This window comes from Pseudomonas sp. S2_H01 (assembly GCF_054668305.1).
Genome location: NZ_CP162756.1, coordinates 2925489 through 2942616 on the forward strand (window position 1 = coordinate 2925489; position 17128 = coordinate 2942616).

The 17128-nt window shown below is 60.0% G+C and carries 13 protein-coding genes, 1 tRNA gene and 2 pseudogenes; 6 read left to right on the forward strand and 10 right to left on the reverse strand.

What is annotated here, in order from left to right; genetic code table 11:
* Positions 1-80 precede the first annotated feature (80 nt).
* From AB4N84_RS13015 to AB4N84_RS13030, 4 genes are all read right to left on the reverse strand, one after another.
* The gene (locus tag AB4N84_RS13015) at positions 81-881 is read right to left on the reverse strand and encodes a carbon-nitrogen hydrolase family protein (protein ID WP_460046652.1); all 801 of its coding nucleotides are present in this window, start codon (positions 879-881) and stop codon (positions 81-83) included.
* Between the two features lie 11 nt (positions 882-892).
* Complete coding sequence (locus AB4N84_RS13020) at positions 893-2587, reverse strand: flavin monoamine oxidase family protein (RefSeq protein WP_074752246.1); 1695 nt, start codon at positions 2585-2587, stop codon at positions 893-895.
* A 139-nt stretch (positions 2588-2726) separates the two neighbouring features.
* On the reverse strand, positions 2727-3188 hold the full coding sequence (locus tag AB4N84_RS13025; protein ID WP_062385556.1) for an Lrp/AsnC family transcriptional regulator: 462 nt from the start codon (positions 3186-3188) through the stop codon (positions 2727-2729).
* A gap of 882 nt (positions 3189-4070) precedes the next feature.
* Complete coding sequence (locus AB4N84_RS13030; RefSeq protein WP_460046653.1) at positions 4071-4838, reverse strand: class II aldolase/adducin family protein; 768 nt, start codon at positions 4836-4838, stop codon at positions 4071-4073.
* A 264-nt stretch (positions 4839-5102) separates the two neighbouring features.
* Between AB4N84_RS13030 and AB4N84_RS13035 the strand changes: the two genes are divergently transcribed.
* From AB4N84_RS13035 to ppk2, 5 genes are all read left to right on the forward strand, one after another.
* Positions 5103-6122, forward strand: coding sequence for a 2-keto-3-deoxygluconate permease (locus tag AB4N84_RS13035; RefSeq protein ID WP_460046655.1), 1020 nt, complete (start codon positions 5103-5105; stop codon positions 6120-6122).
* Positions 6119-7414 carry a four-carbon acid sugar kinase family protein gene (locus tag AB4N84_RS13040; RefSeq protein ID WP_460046657.1) on the forward strand — a complete coding sequence of 432 codons (1296 nt, stop codon included), beginning with the start codon at positions 6119-6121 and terminating at the stop codon, positions 7412-7414. Before AB4N84_RS13035 ends, AB4N84_RS13040 begins: the two co-directional genes overlap by 4 nt.
* Positions 7407-8408, forward strand: a complete 1002-nt coding sequence (pdxA, locus tag AB4N84_RS13045) for a 4-hydroxythreonine-4-phosphate dehydrogenase PdxA (protein WP_460046658.1) — start codon at positions 7407-7409, stop codon at positions 8406-8408. The genes AB4N84_RS13040 and pdxA overlap by 8 nt, the downstream gene beginning before the upstream one ends.
* A gap of 54 nt (positions 8409-8462) precedes the next feature.
* Positions 8463-9227 carry a DeoR/GlpR family DNA-binding transcription regulator gene (locus AB4N84_RS13050; RefSeq protein ID WP_460046659.1) on the forward strand — a complete coding sequence of 255 codons (765 nt, stop codon included), beginning with the start codon at positions 8463-8465 and terminating at the stop codon, positions 9225-9227.
* 126 nt (positions 9228-9353) lie between these two features.
* Positions 9354-10277, forward strand: coding sequence for a polyphosphate kinase 2 (gene ppk2 / locus AB4N84_RS13055; protein WP_460046661.1), 924 nt, complete (start codon positions 9354-9356; stop codon positions 10275-10277).
* A 22-nt stretch (positions 10278-10299) separates the two neighbouring features.
* On the opposite strand, the gene AB4N84_RS13060 is transcribed toward ppk2, so the two are convergent.
* Entirely contained in the window at positions 10300-11346 is a 1047-nt protein-coding gene (locus AB4N84_RS13060; protein ID WP_074752238.1) for an FUSC family protein, read from the reverse strand.
* A gap of 119 nt (positions 11347-11465) precedes the next feature.
* Between AB4N84_RS13060 and AB4N84_RS13065 the strand changes: the two genes are divergently transcribed.
* Entirely contained in the window at positions 11466-12158 is a 693-nt protein-coding gene (locus tag AB4N84_RS13065) for a CatB-related O-acetyltransferase (RefSeq protein ID WP_460046662.1), read from the forward strand.
* An 81-nt stretch (positions 12159-12239) separates the two neighbouring features.
* On the opposite strand, the gene AB4N84_RS13070 is transcribed toward AB4N84_RS13065, so the two are convergent.
* From AB4N84_RS13070 to AB4N84_RS13090, 5 genes and pseudogenes are all read right to left on the reverse strand, one after another.
* Entirely contained in the window at positions 12240-12524 is a 285-nt protein-coding gene (locus AB4N84_RS13070) for a helix-turn-helix domain-containing protein (protein ID WP_074752236.1), read from the reverse strand.
* Between the two features lie 137 nt (positions 12525-12661).
* A complete protein-coding gene (locus AB4N84_RS13075; RefSeq protein ID WP_460046664.1) occupies positions 12662-12988 on the reverse strand; it encodes a type II toxin-antitoxin system RelE/ParE family toxin in 327 nt (108 codons plus the stop codon).
* Positions 12989-13231: 243 nt separating this feature from the next.
* Positions 13232-13573: pseudogene (locus AB4N84_RS13080) on the reverse strand (hypothetical protein); the annotation flags it as partial.
* A gap of 151 nt (positions 13574-13724) precedes the next feature.
* Positions 13725-13801 (reverse strand) — tRNA-Ile (locus tag AB4N84_RS13085).
* 16 nt (positions 13802-13817) lie between these two features.
* A pseudogene (locus tag AB4N84_RS13090) lies at positions 13818-16775 on the reverse strand (sensor domain-containing protein); the annotation flags it as partial.
* Between the last annotated feature and the right edge of the window lie 353 nt (positions 16776-17128).

Here is a 17128-nt window from a genome sequence, read left to right on the forward strand (position 1 = left end):
CTATGTCGGCTGTGAGGTCATTCGCGAATGAATTCGCTCCCACAGAGTGCCCGGTGATCTCCTGAGGAGCGGTGTCTTGTTCAGTCCTTGATCAGGCCTGCATAAAACCCGGGGCGTCGATCCTTGAAGTAGGTATTGATGGCCTGCGATTCGCTCATCAATTGCCGATCCAGTTCCGCGACCACCAGCGTTTCATCCTGACCCGCCAGGCCGACCTGTTTGCCGTCCGGCGCACAGACACTGCTCAAGCCGCAGTAATGAATGTCGCCCTCACTGCCGCAGTAGTTGGCGTACACCAGATAGCACTGGTTTTCGAAAGCGCGCGCCCGCACGGTGACTTCAGCGACGAAGTCATAGGGGGCCATGTTCGCGGTCGGGACCAGAATCAGATCAACCCCTTCCAGCGCTAGACGCCGCGTGTTTTCGGGAAACTCCACGTCGTAGCAGATCAGGAATCCCAGCTTCCAGCCGTTGAATTCCACGATGGGGAAATGCTCTTCGCCTGCACTGAACATCGACTTGTCCAGTTCGCCGTACAGATGAGTCTTACGGTAATTGCAGAGACGCGAACCGTGGGCGTCGATCAATTGCACGGCGTTGTAAATCTGACCGTCAGCGCCCAACTCGGGATAGCCGTACAGAATCGCCACGCCGGTCGCCTGAGCAATGGCCGAGATGGCCTGCGCTGCCGGGCCATCACTGCGTTGCGCCAGCGAACGAGCGGCCTGCGCGCCGATGTTGTAGCCGCTGAGAAACATCTCAGGGCATACCAGCAGCGACGCGCCTTGCGCCGCCGCTTCGATCGCCCGTGTGTTGAGACGTTGCAGGTTGCCGCTGACATCCCGCGGCAACGGTGGGCATTGATAGAGCGCGACGCGCATGAGCAGGCTCCTTATTCCGGTAAAACGATCGGGCCGATTTCGTGAAACACGTCGCCCGGGCCCGGGTTCTCGGCGTGGGTCTTGCCGCCAAAGTGGGTCATGATGCCCCACACCGCGTTGAGCGAGGTCTGCACGGCGCCTTCAACCCAGGCAGGCGTCCATGACACGTCGTCGCCCGCGATGAAAATGCCGCGCTGATCGTCGGGCATGTCCTTTTGCATGAAGTGCGCATACATGCGCTGGTTGTAGCGATAGTGGCCTGGCAGCGCGCCTTTGAAGGCGCCGAGGAAATGCGGGTCGGCTTCCCACGACACGGTGATCGGGTCGCCGATGATGCGTGCGGCGATATCGACCTTTGGGTAAATCTTTTTCAGTGCGCCGAGCGCCAGGCTGACGCGCTTTTCCACCGGGTGCGGAAGCATTTTCAGCGCGTCGCTCATCCACGAATACGACAGGCAGATCACGCCCGGCTTTTCGACGCCGTTGGAGTAGGTGCCGTTATCGAACAGATAGGTGCCGCGCGTCAGGCGATCGGTCAGCGTCATGCTCATCAGATCACGGCCGGTTTCCGGGTCTTTGTCCTTCCAGAACGGGCGGTCGACCATGACGAAGGTTTTAGACGACTGCATGTAGCGCGTGCGGTCCAGTGCCATCCACATCTTCTGGGAGAACAACGACTCTTCGCATTCGATCTGCGTGGTCAGCAACCAGCTTTGGCAGGTCGCCAGAACAGCGTCGTAATGACGGGTATCGCCCCAGTTGTCGGTGACGGCGAATTGGCCGTCGGCCGCGCGTGCGATGCGTTTCACGCCGGTACGCGGTGCGCCGTGGTGCAGCGTCGAGAGGCTGGTGCCTTCCGGCCAGTGAGCGCAGCGCTCAGGGGCGTGACGCCAGATGCCGAGCGGTACTTGCTCCACGCCGCCGACGATCAAGTGCTGGTGATCGTCGCAGTTGGTCATGACCACGCGGAAGATTTCCAGCATCGAGTTCGGGAAGTCCGAGTCCCAGCCGCCGGTGCCGAACCCGACTTGGCCGAACACTTCACGGTGATAGAACGACAGTTTGGCGAAGGCTTTGGAGGTGGCGACGAAGTCGTAGAAGGTGCGGTCGTCCCACAGCGGCACCAGCTTGTCCCACAGTTCCTTGAGGCGCGGGACATCGCGGTCACGGATGGCCTGCTGAATGTCCGCGAACTGCGCGCCGTCTTCGAGGGCATCGGCCCAGGCGTCGGCCACTTCCTGAAACAGCGCAGGCAAGTCCGACAGCTTCTGTGCGTAGTGCGTCGTGCCTTCCAGGTCGATCACGGTGCTGCCGGACGCCGCGGTCAGCGGGTTGGGAAACGGTTTGGACTCAAGGCCCAGTTTGTCGACGTAGTGATAGAACGCTGTGGAGGACACCGGAAAACGCATTCCGCCCAGCTCGGCGATGATCCCCTCGGCGCCTTCGAACTTCTGGGAGCGCAAGCGCCCGCCCATTTTTGAGGCCTCGTACACCACGGGTTTGAGGCCGAGCTTCATCAGTTCGTACGCAGCGACGAGGCCTGCGATGCCCGCACCCACAATGGCGACTTCTTTTCCAAGGTTCTCGGTCGGGATGCTGCCCAGACCGGCCGGGTGCTCGATCCAGTCATCGAAGGCGAACGGAAAGTCCGGGCCGAAAATCGTGATCGGTTTTTTTCCGTCGGCGGGATGGCGATTGTTCTTCATGACTGACCTTGTTCGACTGGGGCGCGAAAGGGAACAAGTCTAGATAACAGTTGAGACGTTAATAAGACGCAGAGTGTCGTCGTTATGTAGAGATTTTAGGCAAAGTGACGCAGGTTGACGTCACTTTGATCAAATAGCCCTAAACCGGCTGTCCGCGATCAATCTTGCTGCTGAGGATGATCGACGTGGTGGTCTTTTCCACGCCATCGACGCTGCCGATAAGGTCCAGCAATTGATCCAGTTGTTCGGGCGAATCGGTGCGCAGCCAGGCCACGTAATCGAATTCGCCACTGACGGCGCACAACTGCTGCACCTGAGCCAGCGCACTCAACCGCCGCAGCACTTCCTTGCCGGAACGAGGCTGCACGGTGATCCCGACATACGCCTGTAAGCCGCCATCCACCACACGCTGGCTCAGTCTCACGCCGTAGCCGGTGATGATTTTCGCCTTTTCCAGGCGTGCCAGACGCGACGTCACCGTTGTGCGAGCGATGCCAAGCTGGCGAGCCAGATTGGCGACGGGCTCGCGTGCATTGATCTGCAAGGCCGCGATCAACTGGCGGTCGATGTCATCCAGAGCGGGAGGGCGAGTGTCAGGCAAGAGGTGAATCTCCTTCGGCAAGCGCGCAATGTTACCCGTTGTCGAACGCCTGGTCAGGCATTAGTCCTGTAGGCGCGGGCTTGCAGGCTCATAAGCCCCTCAGCATCAATAGAGACCGACCCACCGCCTTCGCTGCCGTCGTAACCTCCGACGTCTCCCACAGGTACCTGGGAGACCACAGAACCTGTTGCTGTCTCAAGACCTCTGAACCGGGGAGACCACAGAACCTGTTGCTGCCTCAAGACCTCTGAACCGGGCAGACCCAGAACCTGTGGCTGCCGCAAGACCTGTGGGAGCTGCTGGAGGTTACGACAGTGGCGAATGCGGTGGGTCAGTGACATCACCGGTGACTGACCCACCGTCTTCGCTGCCGTCGTAACCTCCGACGTCTCCCACAGGGAGCGGGTAGACCACAGAACCTGTTGCTGCCTCAAGACCTCTGAACCGGGCAGACCCAGAACCTGTGGCTGCCTCAACACCTCTGAACTGGATAGACCCAGAACCTGTGGCTGCCGCAAGACCTGTGGGAGCTGCTGGAGGTTACGACAGTGGCGAATGCGGTGGGACAGTGACATCACCGGTGACTGGCCCACCGCCTTCGCTGCCGTCGTAACCTCCGACGTCTCCCACAGGGAGCGGGTAGACCACAGAACCTGTTGCTGCCTCAACACCTCTGAACTGGATAGACCCAGAACCTGTGGCTGCCGCAAGACCTGTGGGAGCTGCTGGAGGTTACGACAGTGGCGAATGCGGTGGGACAGTGACATCACCGGTGACTGACCCACCGCCTTCGCTGCCGTCGTAACCTCCGACGTCTCCCACAGGGAGCGGGGGCGCAGCATGAATGGAAGCTGGCCCGGCGCTTTCGCTAGAAACTCGCGATCAATCCTTGTACCCCGGTGCCACGCGGTCCAGCAGGCGCAGCAAGGCCGCCCAGGCAAAATCCACGGCGTCCAGATCGCTCAGCTCACCCTCCGCAACACCTTGGCCGGGTGCGTTGAATTGTCTTTCCGTGCGCCGGCAGACCTCTTCAGGCGGCAAGAGCAGGTTGCCACTGGCTTGCGCCGTGACCTGAATCTCACAGGCTTTCTCCAGGTAATACATGCGCAGAAAGGCCTGCTTCACGCTGTCGCCCACGGTCAGCAAACCATGGTTGCGCAAGATCATCACCGAGTGATCGCCCAGATCGGCCACGAGGCGTTGTTGCTCACTGAAATCCAGGGCGATGCCTTCGTAGTCGTGGTAACCGACGCGGCCATAGAACTCCATCGAGATCTGGTTCACCGGCAGTAACCCGCACGTCTGCGCGGCCACCGCACACCCGGCCTTGGTGTGCGTGTGCAGAACGCACTGAGCATCTTCCCGCGCACTGTGAATGGCGCTGTGAATCACGAAACCCGCGGGGTTCACCGGGTACGGCGAGGCCTCGACCTTATTGCCGTGAAGATCGATCTTCACCAGGTTCGAGGCCGTGATCTCCTCGAACATCAGGCCGTAAGGGTTGATCAGAAAGTGATGCTCGGGGCCGGGGATGCGCAGGGAAAGGTGGGTGAAGATCAGGTCGGTCATCCTGTAATGAGCGATCAGGCGATAACAGGCGGCCAGTTCTTGCCTGAGTTGCCATTCCTGCGGGCTGTACGCGTGGGACATGTCGGGCTCCAGTGGTTTCATTTTGCGCTGGGTGCAGCCTGCCAGCCCGTTTCGTCGACGTCGAGTGTTGGTCCGCCATCACGCGAAGTCTTATCGCTTCATTTGCTCGAAGTGATCATTTTGTTGATCGGTTTGCGCGATTTGTGCGAATGCAATAAGCTGATTTGCGTGAACTGATCACAAAGATGATCGTTTCGCTCAAATTCAAGCCTTTAGCCTGATGCATCACACCACTGCCCCACTATAAAAATAAGGAGTGCTCCCGTGGCCCAGATTCCTATCAAGCGCACCATTGAACGTGTACCCGGCGGCATGATGATCGTGCCCCTGCTGATCGGCTCGCTCGTCGCAACGTTTCTGCCTGACATGCCGAAGTTCTTCGGCTCGTTCACCAACGCACTGTTCACCGGTTCGCTGCCTATTCTCGCGGTGTTCTACGTGTGCATGGGCGCCAGCATCGACATCAAAGCCACACCGTATCTGTTGAAGAAAGGGGGCGTGCTGTTTGGCACCAAGGTCGGAACCGCCATCGTGATCGGCGTGATCATGGGGCACTTCCTGGGGGAGCAGCCGATCACGTCGGGCATCTTCGCCGGGCTGTCGACGCTGGCGGTGGTCGCCGCCATGAACGACACCAACGGCGGGTTGTACATGGCACTGATGGGCCAATACGGGCGGTCCGAAGACGTCGGCGCTTACTCGGTCATGTCGCTGGAGTCCGGGCCGTTCCTGACCATGGTCACGCTGGGTGTCGCCGGGTTGGCGGCGTTTCCGTGGCCTACGCTGGTGGGGGCAATCCTGCCGCTGCTGCTGGGCATGTTGCTGGGTAACCTTGACCGCGAGATGCGCGACTTTCTGGCCAAGGCTGTGCCGGTAATGATTCCGTTCTTTGCCTTGGCGCTGGGCGCCAGCCTCGACCTGCACAAGGTCTGGCAGGCGGGCTTGTTGGGTATTGGCCTGGGCCTGGCAGTGGTCGTGCTGACCGGCATTCCGCTGTATTTCGCCGACCAGGTGTCGGGCGGGACCGGCGTTGCGGGCGTCGCAGCGGCCAACACGGCGGGTAATGCGGCAGCAGTCCCCGCGCTGGTGGCGGCAGCGAATCCGGTCTACACCGACGCTGCAAATTCCGCGACCTTGCTGGTGGCGGCGTGCGTGGTGGTCACCGCTGTTTTGTCGCCGATTCTTACCGCGTCCGTCGCCAAGCGCTACAAAGCGCGTCACGCTGACACGCCGGTGAACGACGAGCCGGTGAAGGTGGCTGCGGAGCGGGAGGTGGTTCGATGACATTGCTGATCATTGCCGATGATCTGTCCGGTGCGGCGGATTGCGCGATTGCTTTCGCGGGCGCCGGACTGAGCACGGTGGTGACCCTTGATGCGTCCCATGACACCGGCGATGCAAGCGTGGTCGCCATTGATACCGACACCCGTCGCTTGTCTGTAGCGCAAGCCGCTGAGCACACGCTGACGGCGTACCGGACGCTGCTCAAACCGGGGCAGCGACTGTACAAGAAGATCGACTCGACCCTGCGCGGCAACTGGGCATCTGAAGTCGCTGCACTCCAGTCGCACGCGGGTCTGGCGATCGTCGCGCCGGCCTTTCCTGCAACCGGGCGCACCACGCTTCAGGGCAGGGTGCTGGTCAACGGTCAGCCGCTGGAAACCACCGACACTTGGAAGCTGGAGCACGCAGACCGTTCGGCCAACATCGATACTTTGCTTGAAGGCGCAGGTCTGCGGACCGCCAAGCTGACGTTGGATACCTTGCGTGGAGACGGTGATGCGCTGGCCGGTCACATTGTCGAAATGGCTGGCAGCGTTATCCAGGCGCTGATCGTCGATGCGCAAACCGCCGAGGACCTGAGGACGCTGGCGATCGTCACCGCGAACTTATCAGCGCCCTTGTTCTGGGTGGGATCCGGTGGGCTGGCGCGTGAACTTGCGGCGTTGCCTGATGTGTTGTCGGCGTCGGGCACTAGTCCCGTGTTCGCACGTGAAAAACACGCGCCTACGTTGGTTTTGGTCGGCAGCCTGTCCGACGTTTCCCAACGTCAATGCGCGATGCTGAAGGAGCGCGCATCCATCGGCGAGCTCGTCGTGCCACCTGCCGTGCTGCGTCAGGGCGTGGCACACGCGGACTGGGCCGGTTGGGAAATGCGTATTGGCGAGTACCTGCGTCGTGGCGAAGATCTGCTGTTGCGCATCGGCCGGGACGAGGCCTTTGATCCGGCCGAAGGTGCGCGGCTGTCGACCTTGCTGGCCGCGCTGGTGCGACCTCACTTCGCTCACGTCGGCGGTCTGGTCGCCACGGGTGGTGAAACCGCGCGGGCCATGCTCGAAGCGGTGGGTATCGGCAGCCTGCAACTGCTCTGTGAAATCGAAGCGGGCGTTGCGTTCGGGCGCCCGATCGCTACACGCCACGGCCATCGTCCCGGTGTTGTCACCAAGGCCGGTGCGTTCGGCTCCGACCACGCGCTCTACGCGGCGTGGCTGCACATGAATAACGCTGTAGAGCCTGCGGAATACGCCGCAGGCTCGGTCAAGAATTCTGCGCCACAAGGTAAACATCATGAGTAACTATTTGCCCATCATCGGCATCACCATGGGCGACGCCGCAGGCGTAGGTCCGGAAATCATCGTCAAGAGCCTGACCCACGAGGTCGTGTATCAGCAGTGCCGTCCGCTGGTGATCGGTGATGCCGGACGCCTGGAACTGGCAAACGAAATCGTCAAAGGCAGCGCGAAGATTCGTCGCATCAAGGAGGCTTCGGAGGCGCAGTACGAGCCAGGCACCATCGACTGCATCGACCTGAACCTCATCCCTGCCGATCTGCCGTTCGGTCAGCTGTCGCCCATTGCCGGCGACGGCGCGTTTCAATACATCGCGCGGGCCGTGCAACTGGCCGAGGCGGGGCAGATCGACGCGATCTGTACCGCACCGCTGAATAAAGAAGCGCTGCACGCCGGTGGCCACAAATACCCAGGCCACACCGAGATGCTGGCGCACCTGACCCATGTGGACGAAGTCTCGATGATGCTGGTTGCGCCGCACCTGCGGGTCATTCATGTGACCACGCACATCGGCATCATTGATGCGATCCGCAAGATCGAACCGGGCCTGGTGCAGCGCACCATCGAGCGCGGTAATGCCACGCTGATCAAGGCCGGCATCGCCAGGCCGCGTATTGGTGTGTGCGGCATCAACCCGCACGCGGGCGAGAACGGCCTGTTCGGTTATGGCGAAGAAGAGGAGAAAATCATCCCGGCGGTGAAGTTGTTGCAGGAACAGGGCCTGGATGTGACCGGTCCGCTGCCAGCGGACACGCTTTTCTTCCGCGCGGGGCGTGGCGATTTCGATCTGGTGGTCGCGATGTACCACGATCAGGGCCATGGTCCGGTGAAAGTGCTGGGTCTGGAAGCGGGGGTCAACGTCACCGTAGGCCTGGAAGTGATCCGGACCTCGGTGGATCACGGCACTGCATTCGACATCGCCGGTAAGGGCATCGCCGACGAACGCAGTCTGCTCGAAGCGCTGCGCCAGGGCGCTGAACTGGCCACGCGTCGGGGGTGAGGTGTCAGGCCTCCGTCGTGTAAGATCAGCGGCCTTTCCCTTACGAGCCCGTCCATGAAAGCCACCGACCGTCACCGCGCAATTCTCGAACTGGTGCGCGCCCGCGACACCAATGTCGAGCAACTGAGCGCTGCGCTTGGCGTGTCGGAAGCCACCGTGCGGCGCGACCTCACCATGCTCGCCAAACAGCGGCATCTGGTGCGTACCCACGGCGGTGCCACGGCGCTGATTGGCGTGCATGAGCCGGAAGCGTCGCTGGAAGAGCGCAAGGCGACCCAGCGCGATCAGAAAGACATCATCGCCAAAGCGGCGGCGCTGCATGTTGACGATGGCGACACGGTGCTGCTCGACGGTGGCACCACGTGTGCGGCGCTGGCATTGCACCTGTGTTCGCGACAAAACGTGCACGTGGTCACCAACAACCTTCTGGCGGTCATGACGCTGGCCAACGCACCGGGGATTCGCCTGACGCTGATCGGCGGCGACCTTCGGGGTTCGAGCATGAGCACGCTTGGGCCGCTGGCTGAACTGACCTTGAGCCGCCTGAGCGTCGATAAGGCGTTCATGGGCGCTGACGGAGTGGTCGCCGAGTTCGGTCTGTGCGAAGCCAGCGATCAACAGGCGTACTTGAAGGAATGCATCATCAGGCGCGCCGCGCAGGTGTTCGTCCTCGCGGATGCCGACAAACTCGGCCGCGCTCGTCAGCAACACTGGACGCCCATCGAGCGCGAATGGACGCTGATTACCTCATCCCAAGCGGATGAGCCTTCACTGGCACCGTTCCGGGCGGTTCAGCAGATTACCGTCGAAACCGTTTAGAAATGACACAGCCTCTGTAGGACTTTTCCTCGAAGTCATCGTTTTGTCATTCAGCTGTCACTCCCGGCATGTCTAAATCGGCCTTCTGACGTTTAGACCCTCTGAATCCAAGCCGGGAGCCCCGCCATGACCGATAGCCAGCATCTGGATTTGTCCGAAACCGCCCACTATATACGCGCCGATATCCTTGACAGCTTCGACGAAGAGCTGGAAATGGAGTACGACGATGCGCGTCTGGACGAGCTGCTCTCCGGCCTGGGTGAAGAGGTGCCGAAGGGCATTGATCGACGCGTCTACTTCCGCGAGTTGCTGCGCCTGCAGGGTGAGCTGGTCAAGTTGCAGGACTGGGTCGTCAGCCAGAAGCTCAAGGTCGTGGTGTTGTTCGAAGGGCGCGACGCAGCCGGGAAGGGCGGCGCGATCAAGCGCATCACTCAACGCCTGAACCCGCGTGTTTGCCGGGTCGCCGCACTGACGGCGCCGAGCGAGCGCGAAAGCACTCAGTGGTATTTCCAGCGCTACGTTTCGCACCTGCCCGCTGCCGGTGAAATGGTGCTGTTCGACCGCAGTTGGTACAACCGCGCAGGTGTCGAGCGGGTCATGGGGTTCTGCGATAACGACGAATACGAAGAGTTTTTCCGCACCGTGCCCGAGTTCGAAAAGATGCTGGTGCGCTCGGGCATCATCCTCATCAAGTACTGGTTCTCGATCACCGACGATGAGCAATACCGCCGCTTCCTCATGCGCATTCACGATCCGCTGAAACAGTGGAAGCTGTCGCCAATGGACCTGGAATCCCGTCGTCGCTGGGAGGACTACACCCGTGCCAAAGAGGAAATGCTCACCCGCTCACACACTGACGTCGCGCCGTGGTGGATCGTTGAGGCGGATGACAAGAAGCGCGCACGCCTGAACTGCATTCACCACTTGCTGGAGCAGATCCCGCGCGGCGATGTGGAGTCGCCACAGGTGGTGTTGCCCGAGCGCGAATACAACGCCAACTACCTGCGCGCGCCTGTGCCGCGCGACATGGTTGTGCCGTCTCGGTATTGATCGAACCCGTTGACGGCGAAGATCAGATCTTCCACTGCTTTGCCGTCTTCGCCAGCCTCTGCTGAAGGCCTTCGATGTTCAGCGCCAGTTGCCGGGTCATCAACTGATAACCCAGTACTTCGGCTGACGCAGCGGGCGTTTCCGGGCCTACTGCCAAGGATTCGGTAGGGCGCTCCAGACGCTCCGTGGCGCCCGTCTTCAACGCCCTCGCCATCCCGATGAGCATGCGCCGGATTCGACGCTGCTCGGCATTCATGCCCACGTTGCCCAAGTCGGCCGGACGCAGGTTCGACAGGATCTCCAGCGTGCTAAGGCACATGCGGTAATGGCCTTGGATGGCGTCCAGTTCGACCAGCGAAATCTTCACTTCTTTCGACACGGACGGCATCAACGAGCGCAGCTGCAGCATCGTTGCGTTGAGCCGTGCGAGCAGCTTCAAATGCTCGTCGGCGGTAATCGACTGCCCGCTGCTGATGCGTTCGTACACCTTGGCGCAGTCCCGCAGCCCGGTGGCCAGGTTGTAGCGCCACGAGTACACCGCATACAGCGGCAGGGCGAAGGAAAACGCCAGGGCCAGCGCGATCCCGATCAGGATATCCACCGTGCGCCAAAGCCCGTCGGTGATCGGGTTGTCGCCATGGCCCGCCACGATAAACAGCGTAATCGCCGACAGCAGCGCCGTGTAACCGCCCTTGCCGATGGCGTGATACGCGAAGAAGCCACAGATCAGCGACATGACCACGTAGGTCAGCAGCGGCATGCCTAAATAGCTTTCCTGCGCCACCACCGCCAAGCCCAACGCTGCGCCAATCAACGTGCCGTACGCCCGTTCTACCGACTTCTTGCCGATATTGCCGTGATGCTGCAAACCGCCAATCACGATCAGCATGGTGACGGACGCCCATTCGCCATGGGGCAGGTGAATCCCCGTGGTGAGCAGGATCGACACCAGCAAACCGACCACGATGCGACCGGCATGAATGTAGCGCGCGTGGCGATAGCGGCGGTAAGGATCGAGCAAAGGGCGCAGGACCCGGCGAAGCCAGTGAGGCAATAAAGGCGTATTCATGGGGTTACAGACCCTTGAGGGAACGAAAATATCCAGCCGTTTGGCAAACGTGTGGTGCCCCGGCTTCTGATAGGCTTGCCGCCTCTGAAATCCCGACGCCCGGCGACGAGGTAAAACTTTTGCAGTTCCTGAAAAATCTCTACTGGAAACGCTGGATCAAGAAACGCGGCGCCAAGCTCGCGGGTGGTCTGGAGTCGATGAGCAAACGCAGCGAGCTGGTCATCGAGGACTGCGTCGAACTGGGACACGTCGAACTGCGCGCGCGTCACGTGGAAATCGGCGCGCACACCTACATTCGAAGCGGCACGCATCTCTCGCTGGTGTCGTCCATCGGCCGTTTCTGCTCCATCGCGTCCGACGTCTTCATCGGCCAGGAAAAATACACCCACCCTAGTGACTGGGTGAGTTCGCATCCCTTCCAGTACACCGACGCGCCACTGACCTACAACGCCCGGACCGACACGACCGAGATCGGACACGACGTCTGGATCGGCCATAGCGCGATGATCATGGAAGGCGTGACAGTGGGGACCGGCGCCATCATCGCCACCCGCGCGGTCGTCACTCAAGACGTCCCGCCTTACGCCATCGTGGCGGGATTCCCTGCCAAAATCATTCGCTACCGACATTCTCCCGACATCATCGAGCGGCTCCTGGCGAGCGAGTGGTGGGAGAGGGATATCGCCGAGTTGAAGGCGCTGCCGATGGACCGCCCCGAGGCATTCTTGCAGGCGTTGGACGCTGGCCGTGCGAGCACCAAGGCACGTTATCGCAGAATGAAGATCAGCCGTGAAGGGTGTGAAATGCTTTGAAGGTCAGGGTGATCGGGGTGATCACCATAGAAACGAAAAAGGCCGCCCTAAGGTCAGCCCTTCATAATTCGCACGCCCTGATCAGGCGACTTTTTCTTTAACGGTTATATCGACTTCCAAATTTGCGCAGGCCAACAGGTTCACCAGAGCATCCAGGGAGAACTTATCAATCTTCCCGTTCAGCAGCTCACTCAGACGCGGCTGGGTAACGTGGAGCTGTCGTGCCGCATCTTTCTGCGGCAGATCCCACGACCGTACAGTCTTGGTCAGCACTCGCATCAGCTTGGAGCGCAGCCGAAGATTCTCGGCTTCTTCTGGCGAATCAACCAACGCATCCCACACAGAGCTAGAGCGTTCGTTTGCCATTATTTATCCCTCATTTCTGCTTCTGTTGCATTTAGATTAGAAAAGCACATGAGTATGAACTGAGACTGCGACTTTACCCCTTGCCGTAAACGGAAGGGGTGTTGAAGCCCCCTAATTCCAGGGGGCGTCACGTCTCATCAGTCCAGCGACTTGTATCTGGTTGCAGCCAAGTCAATGTCGCGCTTTTCCGTCTTTTCAGTGGTTTTGCGAAACGCATGAAGGACATAGATGCCGTCCGACCGCTTCACCACATAAAACACGCGAAAAGCCCCATCTTTACACGTGATGCGGATCTCCCGCACACCTTGCCCTACGCTTTCCATCGGCTTCCAGTCGGCAGGTTCATCGCCCTCCTGGATCAGTTCCAGCTGATACCCAGCTCGTTGTCGAGCGACGGGTGGAAAGTCACGCAGATCTTCTTTACTGGTGCCCACCCACACGATTGGTTTGACGCCGTCCTGCATTGATCTGATTCCTTGTATAGAAATATTGCCCTGCGTTTGCCATTTGCCGACCCTCCATAGCGCTTACGGTCTCACTTAATCCCCGCTGCCTCATCATGGGCTCCTGTACGGGGATAGTGCCGTCAGTGATCGCAATTTATCTCGATATCGATATAAGATCAATCGGTCAACGAAAACTTATCTCGAAATGAATATATGCCAATTGAATGCAGGCCTTGTGGCTGTCAGGCTCGATACCGTTCTGTTGCTGGTTAGTGTCCGTTTCCGGTCAGCAGGCTGAAACAGTCGCTTGTCGCGGTAAGCTGCGATGATCTAGCTGGATAGGGCGGCGAGTGAGTATTTACCCAACTCGGCAGTGAGCTTTTTCGCCTTGCTGGTCTCGACACGCTGAGCGGAAGGCTTTTTGGTGGGAGTGATTTCAGAAAGATAACGCTTCAGGGCTGCCTCTAGGGTCATGCGCTCTGAGCCGCTTCGCTGGATGTAGACGCCTCTGGCCATCTCGTCTTCGGCTCTACGTGACCAACCCTCAGCGTCGCGTTTGGCGCGGAAGGTCTTGGACGCTGTCGGCCATCCTTGTTTTCAGATGACTGCTTTCCATGTACCAGAAGGGGTTTTTTGCGAGAGTTGCCATGCTGTTCTCCGAAGGACATCGGCACGGACTGTACCGAACTGTACCTCGGGGGCATTCCAAAACACCCTCTCGAAACTGCAGCAGCGCTGCAGCCCCTGATTTATATGGTGGGCCCACACGGACTCGAACCGTGGACCAAAGGATTATGAGTCCTCTGCTCTAACCAACTGAGCTATAGGCCCTCAGTCAGGCGGCGGATTATAACGACGGTTTCCGAGCTGTGCTATCCGAAAAGTCCGAAACCGTTATACGAAGAAACGTCGCGCAGAATTCTTCCGGTCGCAGGGGCAGGCTGACGATGTAGCCCTGGATCTGTTCGCAGCCTTCGTCGGCCAGGAATTGCTGCTGTTCGAGGTTCTCCACGCCTTCGGCGATGACGGTCAGTTGCATGCTGCGGCCCAGGGCGATGATGGCGCGAACGATGGCGGCGTCGTGAGGGTCGTCGGGGAGGCCGCGTACGAATGACTGGTCGATCTTGAGGATGTCCAGTGGCAAGCGTTTGAGGTAGCTCAGTGACGAGTAGCCTGTGCCGAAATCGTCGATCGCCAGTTGCACGCCGAGCTTTTTAAGGCGATGCAACACCGACAGGGCTTCCTCGGTTTGCGACATGATGAAGTTTTCGGTGATCTCCAGTTGCAGGCAGCCCGGCTGGAGCTCGTATTGAGTCAGCAGTTGCTCGATGCGCGTGACCAGATTGGGTTGGCGCAGCTGTGCCCCTGCGAGGTTTACAGACAGTGACCCGAACACGTCATACCGCTGGTTCCACTGATGCAGCTGCTGGCAGGCCATTTCGAGCACCCACTCGCCGATCTGCAGGATCATGCCGTTCTCTTCCGCCAGAGGAATGAAGCGTTCCGGTGGGACTTCTCCGAACGTGGGGTGAGTCCAGCGAATCAGAGCCTCTGCACCGACCAATCTTTGTGTCAGCAGGCTGACCTTCGGCTGGTAGGACAGCGTGAATTCATTGCGCTCGATGGCCCGGCGCAGTTCGTGTTCCAGTGCGATGCGTTCACTGGCCTGGGCGGTCAAGTCCCGGGTGTAGTTCTCGACGCGATTACGGCCTTTGGCCTTGGAGCGGTACATAGCGGCGTCGGCATTCTTGATCAGCGTCGCGACGTCTGCTCCGTCGGTGGGGAACAGCGCCGTGCCGATGCTGGTGCTGATGAAGAACTCGTGCTCCCCGGCCTGAAATGGCGCCGAGAAGCTGTTCAGCAGTTTGGTGGCGATGACATCGGCATCGCCTGCCGTTTGAAGGCCGGGCAGAAGAATGATGAATTCATCGCCGCCCAACCGCGCAACCGTGTCTATATCCCGCAGGTTTTCCTTCAGCCGCTGAGCAATGCCCTTGAGCAGCAAGTCGCCGACCGGATGGCCGAGGCTGTCGTTGATGTGCTTGAACCGGTCGAGGTCGAGAAACAGTACGGCGCCGAGGCTCTTGGCCTCTTTGCAATGGCTGAGTGCGGCGTGCAAGCGGCTTTCGAACAGGGTGCGGTTTGGCAGACCGGTCAGTGGGTCGTGGTGGGCCTGGTAATCCAGTCGCGCCTGAGCCTGCTTGAGGCTGGAGATGTCGGCGAACACCGCGACGAAGTGGGTGATGAACTTGTCGCGATTACGTACAGCGCTGATGGTCAGCCAGCTCGGGTAGATTTCGCCGTTCTTGCGTCGGTTGCTGATCTCGCCCTGCCAGTGGCCCTCGGCGGTCAGCTGATACCACATGGCGGCATAGAACGCGCTGTCGTGCAGACCCGAGGCGAGCAGGCGAGGGGTTTCACCGATCGCTTCGCCTTCGCTATAACCCGTGATCTCACTGAAGGCCCGGTTGACCGCGTTGATGCGCTGGCGAGTATCGGTGATCAAGACACCCTCAGCGGTGCTCTCGAACACCGTGGCCGCCAGTTGCAGCTTCTCCTGCATCTGGTGCCGTTCAGTGATGTCCCGAGCGATGGTCAGCATGCAATCTTCACCGCCAATCGGCAGCGGTCGCGATGAAATTTCGCACAGTCTGATCTGACCGTCCCTGCGACGAATATGGCTGGTGAAGTCTTTAACGAACCCGTCGCGATTCAGTTGCTCGAGCAACTGCTGGCGCTCGTTCAGGTCGACCCAGATGCCCAGGTCCAGCGTCGTACGGTCCAGTGAAAGCGCGCTGTGATAGCCGGTGATACGGCTGAAGCCATCGTTGACTTCCACCAGCAAGCCGTCGCTTTGCCGGGTAATCAACAGGCCGTCGGGGGAGGAGTGAAACGCTTTGGCGAACTTCTCCTCGGACATCTGCAGTTGCTGCTGGGCTTCCTTGAGCGGGGTGATGTCGCGCACGACCACGACGAGCGCCGGCGTTGAGTCCAGATCGAAAGGCTCCGCCGATAACAGGCCAGTAAACGTCTGTCCGTTATTGCGCCGGAACGGCATCTCCAGGTTGCGGATGCTGCCCTTTTGCAGGCGCTGCAGCAGGCTTGGCCCGATGTCCGGAATTCCCCAGATATTCAGTTCGCTCGGCGTCTTCCCGATGATTTCGCTGGCGGACAGGCCAATCTGCTCGACGAAGGCCTGGTTGGCTTCCAGAAAGCAGCCATCGGACAGCCGCGCGATCACCAGGATGTCCGGGCATTGAGCGAACACGGAGGCAAATTTGCCTTCAGACAGGCGCAAGGCTTCTTCGGTTTGCTTGGCCTCGCTGATGTCGATCATCAATCCGCGCATGACAGGCTCGCGGCCATAGGTGATGAGGCTGACGATGTCCCGCACCCAGACCACTCGTCCGTCGGCGCTGATCACCCGGTAATCCACGCTGTGATCGTTGCCCAGTCTTGTTTGCTGGTCGCAGTAGGTTTCAGCCCGCTCCAGATCGGCCTGATGCACGATGCTGCGCCAGAAACCCGATCGGCGCCATTGGTGCAGCGGGTAGCCGAGCAGGTTCTCGGCGTGCGGGGAAACGTAGTTATAGGAGTAGTCGTGCGTGTTGGCTTCCCAGGCAATGGCCGACAGGCTCTCGATCATGCCGCGATAGTGATACTCGCTGCTGCGAAGTTCCTGTTCTAGTGCGACGCGTCGTGAGATTTCCGAGCTGAGGCGCCGGTTGATGCGCACGACAACCGCCAGGATCGAAGACAGCAACAGCAGGCCGGGCAGGCCATAGAGCAGGAAATCGCGCCAAAAACGCAGAGGTTCCGGCGAGGTAAAAGGGGGTGCATCGGTAGACGTTTGCGGGAGTTCGCTCGCTGGAGCGTACAAATGACCGCTGATGGTCGGAAGGTGATCCTCAGAGGCCTCCTGTGCACGGGCGTCGCCTGGGTGTTCGATGTCGGGCGGTGCAGCATCCGTACTCTGCATTGATTTCTCATGCATGCCCTGCGAGGTCGTTTCCCCTTGGGGAAGAACCTGAGCGTCGACGTTTGTCGACCCCATCAAGCACAAGAAAACAATGGCCGGCATCCAAAACATGGCAGCCTCAATAGTTTCAATGGTGAGAATGAGTCGAGTGTAGTCGGGCTGGAGGAAGGTGGCACACT

Excerpts from the sequence above, each read along its gene's own strand:
- AB4N84_RS13050 (WP_460046659.1), top strand. The coding sequence starts at position 8,463 with ATGAAAGCCACCGACCGTCACCGCGCAATTCTCGAACTGGTGCGCGCC.
- AB4N84_RS13070 (WP_074752236.1), bottom strand. The coding sequence starts at position 12,524 with ATGGCAAACGAACGCTCTAGCTCTGTGTGGGATGCGTTGGTTGATTCG.
- AB4N84_RS13060 (WP_074752238.1), bottom strand. The coding sequence starts at position 11,346 with ATGAATACGCCTTTATTGCCTCACTGGCTTCGCCGGGTCCTGCGCCCT.
- AB4N84_RS13015 (WP_460046652.1), bottom strand. The coding sequence starts at position 881 with ATGCGCGTCGCGCTCTATCAATGCCCACCGTTGCCGCGGGATGTCAGC.
- AB4N84_RS13030 (WP_460046653.1), bottom strand. The coding sequence starts at position 4,838 with ATGTCCCACGCGTACAGCCCGCAGGAATGGCAACTCAGGCAAGAACTG.
- pdxA (WP_460046658.1), top strand. The coding sequence starts at position 7,407 with ATGAGTAACTATTTGCCCATCATCGGCATCACCATGGGCGACGCCGCA.
- AB4N84_RS13020 (WP_074752246.1), bottom strand. The coding sequence starts at position 2,587 with ATGAAGAACAATCGCCATCCCGCCGACGGAAAAAAACCGATCACGATT.
- AB4N84_RS13040 (WP_460046657.1), top strand. The coding sequence starts at position 6,119 with ATGACATTGCTGATCATTGCCGATGATCTGTCCGGTGCGGCGGATTGC.
- ppk2 (WP_460046661.1), top strand. The coding sequence starts at position 9,354 with ATGACCGATAGCCAGCATCTGGATTTGTCCGAAACCGCCCACTATATA.
- AB4N84_RS13075 (WP_460046664.1), bottom strand. The coding sequence starts at position 12,988 with ATGCAGGACGGCGTCAAACCAATCGTGTGGGTGGGCACCAGTAAAGAA.